This is a genomic window from Nonomuraea sp. NPDC049378 (genome assembly GCF_055586745.1).
In genome coordinates, this window is record NZ_JBVJHP010000011.1 from 149,208 (window position 1) to 162,213 (window position 13,006).

Sequence of the window (13,006 nt, forward strand, 5' to 3'; positions counted from 1 at the left end):
AGAGTGTCGGGATGGCAGGCGAGCAGGTGAGTGCCCGGGTGGACAGCTGGATCTGGTCGGTGCGGCTGACCAGGACGCGCTCGATCGCGTCCGACGCCTGCCGGGGCGGTCACGTCCGGGTCAACGGGGTGCGGGTCAAGCCCGCGCACGCCGTGCGGGTCGGTGACGAGATCCGGCTGCGGCACGAGGGGCGCGAACGCATCGTGGTCGTCTCCCGGATCATCACCAAGCGCGTCGGCGCCCCCGTGGCAGCCGAGTGCTACGTCGACAAGAGCCCTCCGCCGCCTCCCCGCGAGGAGACCGTGACGGTGGCCGTACGCGCTCGTGGTGCGGGCCGCCCCACCAAACGCGAGCGCCGCAACATCGAGAAGCTCATCGGCCGCCGGGAGTGAAACCGGGTCAGCGGGTCAGGGGGCGGGGGCGGTTCCACCAGAGGGAGAGGGACAGAGCCGCGGTGACGAGCACGGCGCCGCCGGCGGCGAAGGCGGCGGCCGTGTCGACCCGCTGGGTGACGACGGTGAAGGTGCCGGGCAGGGCGTCGAGGGCGTCCTGGAGCTGGTCGGCGTTCTCGGCGCGGTGGTAGGTGCCGCCGGTGGTCTCGGCGATCCGCCTGAGCGCGGGTTCGTCGATCATGCGGATGTTGCGGCCCCTGTCGAATCCGCCGCGCCCGCCGAAGCCACCCCAGCTGCCCCAGCCGCGGCCGTCGAACTGCGAGTTCTCGCAGACCATCGGGGCCGGGTCGGTGCTGCCGAAGCCGATGGGGAAGACGCGGACGCGGCGCAGCGCCGCCTCCTGGGCGGCGGTCTGCGGGTCGACGCCCTGGGTGTTGGCGCCGTCGGTGAGCACGACGATCGCGGCGCCGGCGTAGCCGGACCCGCCGCCGGGCGGGCTCGCTCCGGTGGGGGCGACCGACGGGTCGACCTCCGCGATCGCGTCGATCGAGGTCAGCATGGCCTGCCCGATCGCGGTGCCGCGGCCCACGGTGAGGCCGTCGAGCGCCTCCACCAGCGATTCCGTGTCGTCGGTCGGCGGCACGAGCAGGCCCGCGCTGCCGGCGAAGGTGACCAGGCCGATGCGCGGCCCGCCCCGCTGCGACTCGATGAACTCCGCGGCGGCCTTCTTCGCGGCGGTGATGCGGTTGGGGTCGACGTCCGTGGAGCACATGGACCCTGAGGTGTCGAGCGCGAGCAGGATCGTCGCCGACGTCTGCGGCACCGGCACCGACGCCTGCGGCCGCGCGGCGCCGACCACGAGCAGCACGAGCCCGGCGACGAACAGCGCCGCCGGAATCTTCCGCGTCCAGCGGGTACGGCCGGGCAGGGCGCTGCGGACGAGCGCGATCGAGGTGACCCGCACGGCGGCCCGCCGCCGGCGTCGCCGCGCCCACCAGCGAATGGCGAAGATCAGCGGGATGATCAGTACGGACAGCAGCGCCCACGGCCACGAGAACATCATCAGATCACCCGTCCTGACCGGAGCACCGTGAGCGCCGCTCCCGCGGTGAGCAGCGCGAGGGCGAGCCCGATCAGCCCGCCGGCGAGGGGCAGCGGCTCGTCGGAGACGGTGAGCCGAAGATCGATCGTGTCGGCGATCCCGTCGAGCCGCGCGGTGTCGGAGGCGGGATGGTAGGCGCCGCCGGTGGTCTGCGCGATCACGGTGAGGGGTTCCTCCTCCAGCGAGGTCTGCAGGTGGTAACCGTCGACCTTCACCGTCGCCCCGGCCGCGGTCCCGACCCCGACGGTGTGGATGTGCACGCCCGCCCGCTGGGCCACTTCGGCGGCCCGTTCGACGTCGCCGCCCTGGTTCTGGCCGTCGGAGAACATCACGATCGTCGCCGACGGCCAGTAGCCGATGTCGGGCGTCTCGCCGTCGCGGCCGACGGCCACCTGCCTGCCGGTGATCGCCGACAGCGCCGCCGTGATGGCCGTGCCCAGCGAGGTGCCGCCGGTGAGTCTCAGCCGGTCGATGGCCCTGAGCGCGACGGAGTGGTCGGCGTCGGGCCGTGCGGTGGTGAGCGCGCCCCGTTCGAACGCGACGACGCCGATGTCGACGCTGTCGGGCTGCGCCGCCACGAACGCGCGGGCCGCCCGCTGCGCGGCCGCCAGCCGGTTGGGCGCGACGTCACCGGCGCCCATGCTGTTGGAGACGTCGATGGCGAGGATGACGGTGCCCGCGGTCCGCGGCACCGGCACCATGGCCGCCGGTCCTGCGGTGGCGATCGCGAGCACGCCGACGCCGGCGATCGTCAACCCGGCTCCGAGGTACGCCCGCCGGCCGCCCGTCACGGCGACCCCTGCCGCGGCGAGGGCCGCCGCACGCCGGCGCGCCGAGACGACGGCGGCCCAGGCGAGCGCCGCCGTCACGAGCAGCCCGGCGACCAGCAGCAGCGGGGAGGACAGGGTCATGTCGACCGCTCCCGGGTCCGGGCGACGACCTCGACGAGCGCCTCGGCCAGATCGCGGTCGGTGTCGACGCGGTGCACGGGCACCCCGGCCCGGCGCATGCCCGCCGCGAGCCGGGCGTCGCGGTCGTCCACGGCCTCGCGGAACCGTACGCGCAGCAGCGGGTCGGCGGAGTCGACGACGAGCTGCTCGCCCGTCTCGGCGTCCTCGACCACGATCAGCCCGGCTTCTGGCAGCACGTCGTCGGCGGTGTCGACGATCCGCAGGGCGACCACCTCGTGCCGGCGGGCCAGGCGCTGGAGCGAGCGTTCCCAGTCGCCGTCGCCGATGAAGTCCGACAGCACGACGACGAGGGCGCGGCGGCGGGCGAGCCGTCCGGCCGCGTCGAGCATCTCGGCCAGGTCGGTGGTGCTGCCGCCGCGGGTCCCTGAGGTGCGTTCCAGCTCGGCGCCGATCCGCAGCGCGTGCCGCCGGGAGGTGCCCGGCGGCACGACGCGCACCATCCCGGTGTCGAACAGCAGGGCGCCGACGCGGTTGCCGCCCCGGCCGAACAGCCGGGTCAGGACGAGCGCGAGCTCGGCGAGCACGTCGTGCTTGCCGCGTCCCGGCCGGCCCGCCGCCATCGACGCCGACCGGTCGAGCACGAGCCACACCGTCAGCTCGCGGTCCTCGGTGAACACGCGTACGTGTGGCTCGTCCAGCCGCGCGGTCACGTTCCAGTCGATGTGCCGGGCGTCGTCGCCGTCGGCGTAGGCGCGCAGCCCGGTGAAGTCGATCCCGGAGCCGCGGTACGTGGTGCGGTGGGCGCCCTGGAGCCGGCCGTCGAGCCTGCGGACGACCTTCCACTCCAGGCGGAGCAGGAGCCTGTCGGGGGCGGTGGCCATGGCTCAGCGGTTCTGCAGGACGACGTCGGGGGTCCGGACGGCGCCGAGCACCCTGGTGATGATCGTGTCGGCGTCCACGTCGTCCGCGAGGGCCTCGTACGACAGGACGAGGCGGTGGCGCAGCACGTCGAGCGCGAGCTCGGCCAGGTCGTGCGGCAGGACGTAGTCGCGGCCGCGCAGGAACGCCAGCGCCCGGGCGCCCGTGACGAGGGCGATGGACGCCCGCGGGCTGGCCCCGTAGGTGACGTACCGTTCCAGCTCGCCGAGCCCGGCGGTCGCGGGGGAACGGGTCACGGAGACCAGCCGGACCGCGTAGTCGACGATGGACGGATCGACGTACACCTCCTGGGCGCGGGCCCGCATCGCGACCAGGTCGTCGGCCGTCACCATCGCCTGCGGCGGCTCCGGCGGGCGCAGCGCCCGGTCGACGATCGCCTGCTCTTCGGCCTGCGTCGGATAGTCGACGACCACCTTCATCATGAACCGGTCGACCTGCGCTTCGGGCAGCGGGTACGTGCCCTCCGACTCGATCGGGTTCTCCGTCGCCATGACGAGGAACGGCTCGGGCACCCGGAAGGTCTCGCGGCCGATCGTGACCTGGTGTTCCTGCATCACCTCCAGCAGGGCGCTCTGCACCTTGGCGGGGGCGCGGTTGATCTCGTCGGCCAGCAGCAGGTTCGCGAACACCGGGCCGAGCTCGGTCTTGAACTCCCCTGAGTGCTGGTGGTAGACCCGCGTGCCCACGAGGTCGGCGGGCACCAGGTCGGGGGTGAACTGGACGCGCTGGAAACTCCCGGCGATCGCCGCGGCCAGCGACCGCACCGCGAGCGTCTTGGCCAGGCCCGGCACGCCCTCGACGAGCAGGTGACCGTCGGCGACCAGCGCGACGGCCATGCGCTCCAGCAGGACGTCCTGCCCGACGATCGTCCGTTTGACCTCGAACAGCACGTGTTCGAGCGGGTGGGCCGACGAGGAGGGCTTGGTCGAGGTCATGGGCTTCCTTGTCATGAGGCTTCGGTCAGATCTGGGGCCCGTCGCCCGGCGGGCCGTCGCCTTCGGTGCCGCCCAGGGCCACGCCGATCGGCACCGCGAACGCGATGCCGGCGAACGCCTCGTCGCCTCCCGGGTCGGCGATCGAGACGACGATCCCGATGACCAGGCCGCGCGCGTCGAGGAGCGGGCCGCCGGAGCTGCCCGGGTTGACGGCTGCGTCGAACTGGATGAGCCCGCTCAGGTCGCCCTCCTCCGCGTTCCGGGTGGCGCTGCGGTTGAGGCCCGACACGACGCCGGTGGAGACGCTGTACGTGAGGCCGAGAGGGTTGCCGATCGCCACGACGGGCGCGCCCACGGCCACGCCGCCGCCGAGCGTCGCCGGGACGACGATCTCCGACAACTTCGCGGGCTTGAGCGTCGCGACGTCCTTCTTGGGGTTCGACGACGCGACCACGGCCCTGGCCTTGGTGCCGTCGGCGAACGTCAGGTTGACGTCCTTCGTACCTTTGACGACGTGGTGCGCGGTCAGGATCGTCCCGTCGTCGGCCGCGATCACCCCGGTGCCGAGCGACTTCCCTGCCTGGATGACCACCACGGAGGGCCCGACTCTCTCGAAGACGTCCGGCGCCGCGAGCGTCGCGCTGGGCGTCGGTGTCGGGCTCGGCCTGGGCGCGGCTCCTTCGCCGTTCCCGCCACCGCTCCCCATCCAGTACGCCAGCACCGCCACGACGACGAGGACGCCGCCCCCGATGACCATCCGCCGAGCCTTTCCGGCCACGGCTCTTCGAGCTTGCTGAGCCTCGGCCGCACCGGCCTCCTGCGGCACGCGCTCCATCGCCCCATAGTCATAAATTTCAGGCGAAAGTGCTACAAAGTCCGCCTGAGAACTCCATGAGAACCCGCCCCCGCGCCACCCGTACGCGGCCGGCTTCAGCCGCTCCCTCGCAGGCGGACCTGGGCGAACGTGGCCAGGACGGCGATGGCGCAGGCCGTCACGGTGAGAGCACCGTACCCGCCCGCCGACATGATCATGGTGGACAGGAGTCCGGCAGCCGCCGCGACGGTCCAGACGGCGGCGTCGACAGCGCCCTCGACGTGCAGCCGTTCGGCATCGGGCAGGTCCCGGGCGAGCCGGCCGCTGCCGCCGACGAAACACAGGTTCCAGGCGTAGCCCAGCAGGAACAGCCCCACGGGACGTACCGGAGCGAAGGCGGCCGTCCCCGCCGAGAAGGCCAGCAGGAGCAGCCCGCCGAGCATCACCGGCCGGGCTCCGAAACGGTCGAACAAGCGGCCCGTCACCGGCGACAGCGCGAACATGCCCAGCGTGTGCGCGGACAGCGCGGCCCCGACCGCCCCGAGCCCGTCGCCGTGCAGGTGCATCTCCAGCGGCGCGGCCGTCATCACCGCGACCATCACGACCTGCGCCGACACCATGACGACCAGCGCGGACCGCGCGGCCGGCGTACGGGCGAGCGCCCGCAGGGACACGCGCGGCGCGATGGCCTCCCGCGCCCGCGAGGGCCGTGCGCCGTCGCGGCGATCCGGCCGCGAGGGCGCCGCGACGGAGGCGAGCGCGGCCGCGGCGCAGGCGAGCGACGCCAGCAGGAAGGGCCCCGCCAGCGACGTGAACCCCATCCCGGCGGCCGTGTCACCGGACACGTCGAGCAGCAGCGGGCCACCGACCGCTCCGATGGCGGCCGACCACACCACGACCCCGATGGCGAACCCCCGCCGCGCCGCCGGATGCAGCTCCGCGGCGGCGTACCGTGACAGCTGCGCCCCGGCGTTGCCCAGCCCGAGCAGGAGCATCCCGGCGGTCAGGCCGATCATGTCGCCCGCCACGACCCCGGCGACCGCCAGGCAGGCTCCTGCCGCCGCCGCGACGTAGCCGGTCACCAGGGCCGCGCGCCGGCCCGCCCGGTCCGTCAGCCGGGTCAGCACCAGCGCCCCCGCACCGGTCCCGACGATGCCCGCCGTGACCGGCACGCCGGCCCAGCCCGCTCCTAGCCGGTCCCCCGCGACCAGCGTGCCCGCCGCGCTCGCGACCGCCATCGCCGCGTTCATCAGGGCGGTCCCCGAGCACAGTGCCGCCATCGGCCGCCTGCGGGTCACGCCGCCCGCCCGCACCTCAACAACCATGGCCTTCACGATAGGAACGCCGGACCCGCCGTTGAATGGGCAAACACCGGAGTTCGACGCCATGGACCACTGGTTCATACGGAATCAGGCATGCGAGGCTTTGCAGATGGATCGGACGGACTGGCGCATCATCGGCGAACTCCAGCGCGACGGCCGGCTCTCCTTCAACAAGCTCGCCCAGCGCGTCAACCTCTCCGCACCCGCCGTGGCGGAACGCGTACGCCGGCTCGAGGAGTCAGGAGTGATCACCGGCTACCAGGCGCGCATCGACCCGTCCCGCGCCGGGCAGCCCCTGACGGCCTTCGTCCAGATGCGCTGCGCGCACGGCCGCTGCCTGCTCAAGACCACGGCCGCCGAGGACCTGCCCGAGGTCACCGAGGTGCACAAGCTGAGCGGCAACTGGTGCACGATGCTCAAGGTGCGGGTCGCCTCGATGCCGCACCTGGAAGGGCTGCTCGAACGGCTCGGCGAGCACGGCGAGATGAACTCCCACGTCGTGCTCTCGACACCGTACGAGGGCCGCCCCGTCGAACCCGCGCCCCCGCGGGGTCGCCAGGTGACCGCCTCGGAAGGCTGGACGCGCCCCCACCCGGGCGCTCGCGCGTGACGCGCGGCGCGGGGGCGAGGAGCATGACGGTCCGGCCCGTGTCGACGGCTGCAAGGTAGATCCGCTATCGTGCGGACCCCTCCGCCCGGCCATGGGCAGGCTGCGGGCGGGGGCGAGGGCGCCGGCATCGGCCCGCCGGCGCTGATCCCGCGTCGCGGGGCACACGTGAAAGCCGGCCTGCGACAGGTGACCGCATGGCCCGTTGTGAGGATTGAGATCGTGGAACTCCCACCGCATCTGGTAAGTGTGCATAACCTCGTGAAAGATGTGGCGCCGCTCGGCTCGCCGGACGAAGAGCAGCGCATCAGGTCCGCTCGTGCGTGGGTCGATCTCGGCCTCGGACTGCGTACGGCTTCCGCCGAGGCCGAGTCGGCAGCGCGGCACGCGTGGACGGTCAACAAGGGCGGCGACGTCACGGCATTCCAGGCCCACTGGGAGGGCGACAACGGGCCGGGACACCAGCTCACGGGGGCAAGCCAGGGCGCGTTGCTCACCGGCCTCGGGACGCTGACGATCGTGATGCTCCGGGTGATGTGGAAGGCATACGTCGTCTATGCCGTGGCGATCCTGGCGGCCTCGCTGCTCGCCGCCCTCGCGGCCGGTCCGGCCAGCGCGTACATCCGGCAGGCACGGGTCGCGGGAGCGCGTCGCGCGCTGGCGCAGATGAGAAAGAAGTTCGGCGAGCACGTGGAGTCGGTCGTCCGCGACACGCTGCGCAGAGCCAGGATGCTCGCCTCTGCGTTGCTCCCCCTGTACGCGGCTCCGGTGCTCCACCCGGCGTTGGGAATCTACAGGGGCGGGGCCGGGCTGATGCGGTCGGACGAGGAGGCACAGCGGCGTACCGAGGAGGTGCTTCGCGAGACGCCCGCGGGCAGGGAAGCCCTCGCCTGGACGGAGGAGCACGGCATCACCGTGGTCTACAAGCCGGGCGGGCTCGACGGTGCCCTCGGGTCCTACCAGGACAAGCTGAACCTGCTGCTCATCGGCGTTTCCGGCCAGACACCCGAAGCACTCGCCGAGACGTTCGTCCACGAGGTGAACCATGCGCGCAACGAGGGCGAGCCGAACCCGCTCGGCATGGGGCGGGAAGAATACATCAGGGCGGCCATCGAGGAGGAAGTCGATGGGCAGGTGAAGGCGTACGAGATGCGAAGGCAACTGGCAGCCGCCCGCGGGGAGCAGCTGGTACACGGGGGCGAATACGGATGGGCGTACCACGATGCCGTCAACGTGGAGAACACCGAGCGGGAGCGGCGAGGCCAGCCCTCGCTGTCTGCTGATGAGGCGCAGCGGGTCGGAGACGAGGCCGGTCGCGAGGCGCTTCGCGCGTGGGCGCGGTCGGCCGGCTATGAAGAGCAGTTCGGTCAGGAGTGGAGCCTCCGGTTCCTCAGGCCGGTGGCCGACATCCTCGTGCCTGAGTGGTGATTTGTCCGGACATACCCCTTGACGAACGGCTAGGGTGTCGGAGGTGGCTTACGCGCATGGGGATCAACCAGATGATCAGGAAGTTCACCACACCAGCCTCAGAGCCGCCTCGGAGACCGTCCGGGATGTGGTGAAGAATCTCGACAACCTCACCAAGCAGACGTTCACCGTCGCCGGCCGGCACCCGGTGAGCGACGCCGCGGAACCCAGCGCCGGGTTCGACGCTGAATACATGGACCTGCTGCAGACGATGCCGCAGGCGTACACATCGCTCATCGAGCAGTTGCACCGTCTGGCCGACGGCATCATCGAGCACTCGGGCAACCACAAGCGTGCCGAGCAGGCCAACGAGACGGCCATCGGAGACGTGTGAGCGCGTCGTCGCCGGCCACGCCCCCTTCGAGGGCCGCCTGTCACATGGTCTCGAGCGCGGCCATCATGAGGAGCACGGTGAACGAGCACCCGACGAGCAGCACGGCCCCCGAGGCGGCGAGCGCGAGCTTCGCCGTCAGCAGGCGCCGCACGAGCAGATAGACCACCACGCTCCCCAAGAAGGCGAACAGCGGAAGCCAGGGCACGAACACGCAGGCGCCGCCCACGAGGAGGGCGCACGCCAGGGCGACCGCCACCCTTGCGCCGCCCTCCAGATCGCGGCGCGTGACCGCATAGGTGGTTCCTCCGCTGAGAGCGGTAGTCGCCAGGATCATCGCGATGATGGTCTCCACGAACAGCCTCCGAATCGGCGGGCTCCATCGTTGGTCATCAGCTGTGATGCCGCCGGAAGCCAGAAAGTTCGATCTCGCCGCCGGCTTCGATCACCGCGACGGCCGGCGCCCGAGCCCGAGATCCCCGGAGAGGTGGCCGCTCCATGCCAGGTCGTCGACCGCCAGAAACGGCTCGCCGGCCACGGTCGCGGGAGTCACCCCGGTGAACGCCACGACGTCCCGGTGCAGGTGGGACTGGTCGGCGTAGCCGGCGTCGGCCGCTACTCGGGCGGCGCCTTCGCCCGCCACCAGGCGATGGGCGGCATGGTCGAAGCGGACCAGCTTCGCGGCGCGTTTGGGCGGCAGGCCGAGCTGCGACCGGAACCGGGACCACAGGCGCCTGCGGCTCCATCCGACCTCCGCCGCGAGCCCGTCGATCCGGGTCCGGCCGCGGTCGCCGGCGATCCGCCTCCAGGCCCAGGCCACCTCAGGGTCCACCGGCGGCCCCGCGGCACGCCGGCTGGCGAGCATCGCGTCCGTCAGCGCGAAACGATCGCGCCACGACGAGACCTCGCCCAGCCGCTCCCGGATCCGCGACGCCTCCCGGCCCCACAGGTCATCGAGGGCCACCACGACGCCGTCGAGGTCGGCCGGGGAGACGCCCAGAACCGCGCGTGCGATCACCGGGGACAGGCGCACCTGCACGCACTCCACGTTCTCGCCCGACGCCCAGACCGCGCCTCCCGCCCCGATCCCCGGCCCGGCGGCGACGCTGCCCCGCAGCCGCCCGGCGGCATGGTCCACCACGGGCGAACCGGCGCCGAACTCCACGATCAGGGTCACGGCCGGGTGCGGGATCATGCGCAGCGCGCTCAGGTCACGGACCCGGAACCCGGCCATGGTGACACCCGCCACCCGCCTGGGCCGCCGTGGGCGCGCGACGCCCCACACCGCCGCGCCGTGGACGAACGTCCGCATCCTGCCATGCTAGGCAAGCCGGCCGAGGGGAACATTCGTCCAATCCACCGGTGCGCGCCGGCGGCCACAGTGACACCATGACGATTCCTGACGGCACGCACGCTGAGGCCACAGAGAACACGACGCTGTCCCTGGACGACGGCGACATCCACGTGTGCCAGGACGGCCCCCGCGACGCACCCGCGCTCCTGCTCATCCATGGGTCCGCGTCCTCGGCCCGCTCGTGGGACGCGCTGGTTCCGATGCTGACCGGAGCTCATCGCGTCATCCGGATCGACCTGCTCGGGCACGGCCGGTCGGCCAAACCCGCCGACCGCAGCTACGCGCTCCCGGAGCAGGGGCGCCGGGTCGGCGCGGCACTGGACCGGCTCGGCGTCAGGCGTGCCCTGGTCGCCGGCCATTCCAGCGGCGGCGCGGTCGCCACCGCCCTCACCGAGGAGCGGCCCGGCCTGGTGAGCGCGCTCGCGCTCATCAACACCGGCCCGAGCCTGGACGCCTTCATAGCCCCGGAGACGGCCGCGATCGGGCCCTCTCAGTGGCCGCCGGCCAACGAGCAGGTCCGCCGGCTGGCGGGCCCTGCCTTCAGCCGCGCGGGCTACCGGATCCCCGACGAGTTCCTGGACGAGGTGCGCAGCATGACCTACCACACGTTCACCACGACGATGCGGAGCGGGCGCTGCCGGATCGGCTGAGGGTGCTCGGCAAGCCGCTGCTGGTGATCTTCGGCGAGGACGATCGTCGATGGCGGTCCTCATCCGCCGCCGGCTACCGCGTCGTCCCCGGAGCGAGGGTCGAGATGCTGCCCGGTCTCGGGCACACGCCCATCATGGAGGATCCGGGACGGACCGCCGCCCCTCTCCTTGCGTTCAGCGCGATCCACGCCGCGCGGGCCGGCTGAACGGGACGATCGGCGATCCGTACCACCTTGCTGTCGTTTAGATTGCAGGATGTTGCGGTTCGTGGCGGCAGAGCCCGTGTTCTGACCTTCACGGCTCCCTCCTCCCGTTAAGGAAGCTTCCATGAGTTCCCATGACGTCCATACGATGCGCCAGGCGGTGCTGCGCTTCCTCGGCTCGCTCGACACCGAGCGGAGGGCCGCGGCGACGGCGGCGTTCGGCTCGCCCGAGCGCACCGAGTGGTCCTATCTGCCGGGTCCCCGTCCGGGGCTGCCGCTGGCCGAGATGACCTCCGGGCAGCAGGAGCTGGCACTCGCCCTGCTCGACGCCGGCTGCGGCGTGGCCGGCGCGCGCACGGCCAGAGGCGTCATCGAGCTCGAACGCGTCCGGCGCCGGCTGGCGACCGGCGTCGACCAGATCGACGGCGACCGCTACTGGTTCCGGGTCTTCGGCGACCCGGGAGGAGCGGACCCGTGGACGTGGCGGGTCAACGGCCACCACCTCGCGGTGCACATCACGGTCGCCGGCGACGCGGTCGCCGTCACGCCGAGTTTCCTCGGCGCAGAACCGGCCATGGTCCTGTCCGGGCCGCAGCGGGGTCTGCGGCTGCTCGCCGAGGAGGAGGAGCTGGGCCGGGCGCTGCTCGCCGACCTCGCGCCGCACCAGCGCTCGATCGCGGTCACCAGCCAGGCGGCCCCGGACGACGTCCTCACCCGCAACGACCCCGCGGCCGATCCCGGCCTCATCCCCCACGGGCTGCCCTGCGCCGACATGTCCACGTCCTCCAAGGAACTGCTCGAACGGCTGATCCGCCGCTATTTCGACCGTGCCCCGGGCTGGTACGGCGAGACCTGCTGGCGCGACGTGCTCGACGCCGGGCTCGACAAGGTGACGTTCGCGTGGATGGGGTCCGACGAGCGCGGGCAGGGCCACTACTACTGCGTCGCCGGGCCCACGTTCCTCCTCGAGTACGACAACACCCAGGACGACGCCAACCACATCCACTCCGTGTGGCGCGACCTGCGCAACGACTGGGGCGAGGACCTGCTCGCGCGCCACTACGCCGAGCACCACTGACCGCACCGGTGACGGTCACTTGTGGTGGCCCGCTATGAGGGTCCTCATCGTCGGCGGCAGCGGCCTGCTCGGCGGCGAACTCGCCAGGCAGTGTTCGACGGCCGGACACGAGGTGGCCGCGACCTACCTCTCCCGGCCGGGAGAGACGGAAGGTGTCGCGTGGTCGCCGCTCGACGTGCGCCGGCGGGACGACGTCGGGGCGCTGATCTCGGCACGCCGGCCAGAGGTCGTGATCAACGCCGCCTTCCGGCAGACGGACTGGGCGACCACGGCGACGGGCGCCGCGCACGTGGCCCTGGCCGCCGCCGCGGCAGGTGCGCGCCTGGTCCAGGTGTCCAGCGACGCGGTCTTCTCCGGCGCCGCCATCCGTTACGACGAGACGTGCGCCCCCGACCCCATCACCCCGTACGGCGCCGCCAAAGCCGCCGCCGAGACCGCCGTGCACGCGATCGCGCCTGCCGCGGTGACGGCCAGGACCTCCCTGATCATCGGTGGCGGCGGTTCTGCGCACGAGGCGCTGGTGCACGCCCTGGCCACCGGCAGGGCGAGAGGAGCGCTGTTCACCGACGACGTACGATGCCCCGTGCACGTCGCCGATCTCGCCGCGGCGCTGCTCGAACTCGCCGTCTCCGGCCACCACGGCATCCACCACGTCGCCGGGGCCGACGCGGTGAGCCGGTACGAGCTGGGGCGGCTCGTCGCCCGGCGCGACGGCCTCGACGCCGACCGGCTGCCCTCTGCCCGGAGAGCGGACGCCGGCGTGCCCGGCCCGGTGGACGTGCGCCTGGAGTGCGGCATGACCCAGCGGCGGCTCAGGACCCGCCTGCGGGGGGCGCGGGAGTTCCTGAGGTGAGGTGACGCCGGTGACCGCCCACCCGCACGCCGAAGATCGCGTCACCGC

At 72.7% G+C, this 13,006-nt stretch carries 16 protein-coding genes; 8 read left to right on the plus strand and 8 right to left on the minus strand.

Translation table 11 applies throughout. The annotated features are described in order from the left end of the window. Positions 1-11: 11 nt before the first annotated feature. Positions 12-392, plus strand: a complete 381-nt coding sequence (locus ACZ6SA_RS24310; protein ID WP_465830580.1) for an RNA-binding S4 domain-containing protein — start codon at positions 12-14, stop codon at positions 390-392. 7 nt (positions 393-399) lie between these two features. Here the strand turns inward: ACZ6SA_RS24310 and ACZ6SA_RS24315 are convergent, their stop codons facing one another. From ACZ6SA_RS24315 to ACZ6SA_RS24340, 6 genes are all read right to left on the minus strand, one after another. Further along, on the minus strand, positions 400-1,455 hold the full coding sequence (locus ACZ6SA_RS24315; RefSeq protein ID WP_347645745.1) for a vWA domain-containing protein: 1,056 nt from the start codon (positions 1,453-1,455) through the stop codon (positions 400-402). Further along, positions 1,455-2,405, minus strand: coding sequence for a VWA domain-containing protein (locus ACZ6SA_RS24320; protein ID WP_465830583.1), 951 nt, complete (start codon positions 2,403-2,405; stop codon positions 1,455-1,457). The genes ACZ6SA_RS24315 and ACZ6SA_RS24320 overlap by 1 nt, the downstream gene beginning before the upstream one ends. Then, a complete protein-coding gene (locus ACZ6SA_RS24325) occupies positions 2,402-3,286 on the minus strand; it encodes a DUF58 domain-containing protein (protein WP_443152121.1) in 885 nt (294 codons plus the stop codon). Before ACZ6SA_RS24325 ends, ACZ6SA_RS24320 begins: the two co-directional genes overlap by 4 nt. A gap of 3 nt (positions 3,287-3,289) precedes the next feature. Further along, entirely contained in the window at positions 3,290-4,279 is a 990-nt protein-coding gene (locus ACZ6SA_RS24330) for an AAA family ATPase (protein ID WP_465830585.1), read from the minus strand. A 25-nt stretch (positions 4,280-4,304) separates the two neighbouring features. Next, entirely contained in the window at positions 4,305-5,114 is an 810-nt protein-coding gene (locus ACZ6SA_RS24335) for a S1C family serine protease (protein ID WP_465830587.1), read from the minus strand. 95 nt (positions 5,115-5,209) lie between these two features. Next, positions 5,210-6,418, minus strand: a complete 1,209-nt coding sequence (locus tag ACZ6SA_RS24340; protein ID WP_465830589.1) for an MFS transporter — start codon at positions 6,416-6,418, stop codon at positions 5,210-5,212. Between the two features lie 106 nt (positions 6,419-6,524). Between ACZ6SA_RS24340 and ACZ6SA_RS24345 the strand changes: the two genes are divergently transcribed. The 3 genes from ACZ6SA_RS24345 (at position 6,525) to ACZ6SA_RS24355 (ending at position 8,823) form a co-directional block, all read left to right on the plus strand. Further along, complete coding sequence (locus ACZ6SA_RS24345; protein ID WP_347645739.1) at positions 6,525-7,025, plus strand: Lrp/AsnC family transcriptional regulator; 501 nt, start codon at positions 6,525-6,527, stop codon at positions 7,023-7,025. A gap of 258 nt (positions 7,026-7,283) precedes the next feature. Beyond that, on the plus strand, positions 7,284-8,450 hold the full coding sequence (locus ACZ6SA_RS24350; protein WP_465830592.1) for a hypothetical protein: 1,167 nt from the start codon (positions 7,284-7,286) through the stop codon (positions 8,448-8,450). Positions 8,451-8,577: 127 nt separating this feature from the next. Next, positions 8,578-8,823, plus strand: a complete 246-nt coding sequence (locus ACZ6SA_RS24355) for a hypothetical protein (RefSeq protein WP_465830594.1) — start codon at positions 8,578-8,580, stop codon at positions 8,821-8,823. A gap of 40 nt (positions 8,824-8,863) precedes the next feature. Here the strand turns inward: ACZ6SA_RS24355 and ACZ6SA_RS24360 are convergent, their stop codons facing one another. Further along, positions 8,864-9,175: a hypothetical protein gene (locus tag ACZ6SA_RS24360; RefSeq protein WP_465830596.1), complete on the minus strand. Its 312-nt coding sequence runs from the start codon at positions 9,173-9,175 to the stop codon at positions 8,864-8,866. A gap of 90 nt (positions 9,176-9,265) precedes the next feature. After that, positions 9,266-10,132 carry an AraC family transcriptional regulator gene (locus ACZ6SA_RS24365; protein ID WP_465830598.1) on the minus strand — a complete coding sequence of 289 codons (867 nt, stop codon included), beginning with the start codon at positions 10,130-10,132 and terminating at the stop codon, positions 9,266-9,268. A gap of 77 nt (positions 10,133-10,209) precedes the next feature. Between ACZ6SA_RS24365 and ACZ6SA_RS24370 the strand changes: the two genes are divergently transcribed. The 4 genes from ACZ6SA_RS24370 (at position 10,210) to ACZ6SA_RS24385 (ending at position 12,958) form a co-directional block, all read left to right on the plus strand. Then, positions 10,210-10,824: an alpha/beta fold hydrolase gene (locus ACZ6SA_RS24370; protein ID WP_465830600.1), complete on the plus strand. Its 615-nt coding sequence runs from the start codon at positions 10,210-10,212 to the stop codon at positions 10,822-10,824. 2 nt (positions 10,825-10,826) lie between these two features. Beyond that, positions 10,827-11,030, plus strand: a complete 204-nt coding sequence (locus tag ACZ6SA_RS24375; protein ID WP_465830602.1) for a hypothetical protein — start codon at positions 10,827-10,829, stop codon at positions 11,028-11,030. A 121-nt stretch (positions 11,031-11,151) separates the two neighbouring features. After that, positions 11,152-12,105 (plus strand): DUF3500 domain-containing protein, encoded by a 954-nt coding sequence (locus ACZ6SA_RS24380; RefSeq protein WP_465830604.1) that lies wholly within the window; start codon positions 11,152-11,154, stop codon positions 12,103-12,105. Between the two features lie 34 nt (positions 12,106-12,139). Continuing rightward, the gene (locus tag ACZ6SA_RS24385) at positions 12,140-12,958 is read left to right on the plus strand and encodes a sugar nucleotide-binding protein (RefSeq protein ID WP_465830606.1); all 819 of its coding nucleotides are present in this window, start codon (positions 12,140-12,142) and stop codon (positions 12,956-12,958) included. Positions 12,959-13,006 lie beyond the last annotated feature (48 nt).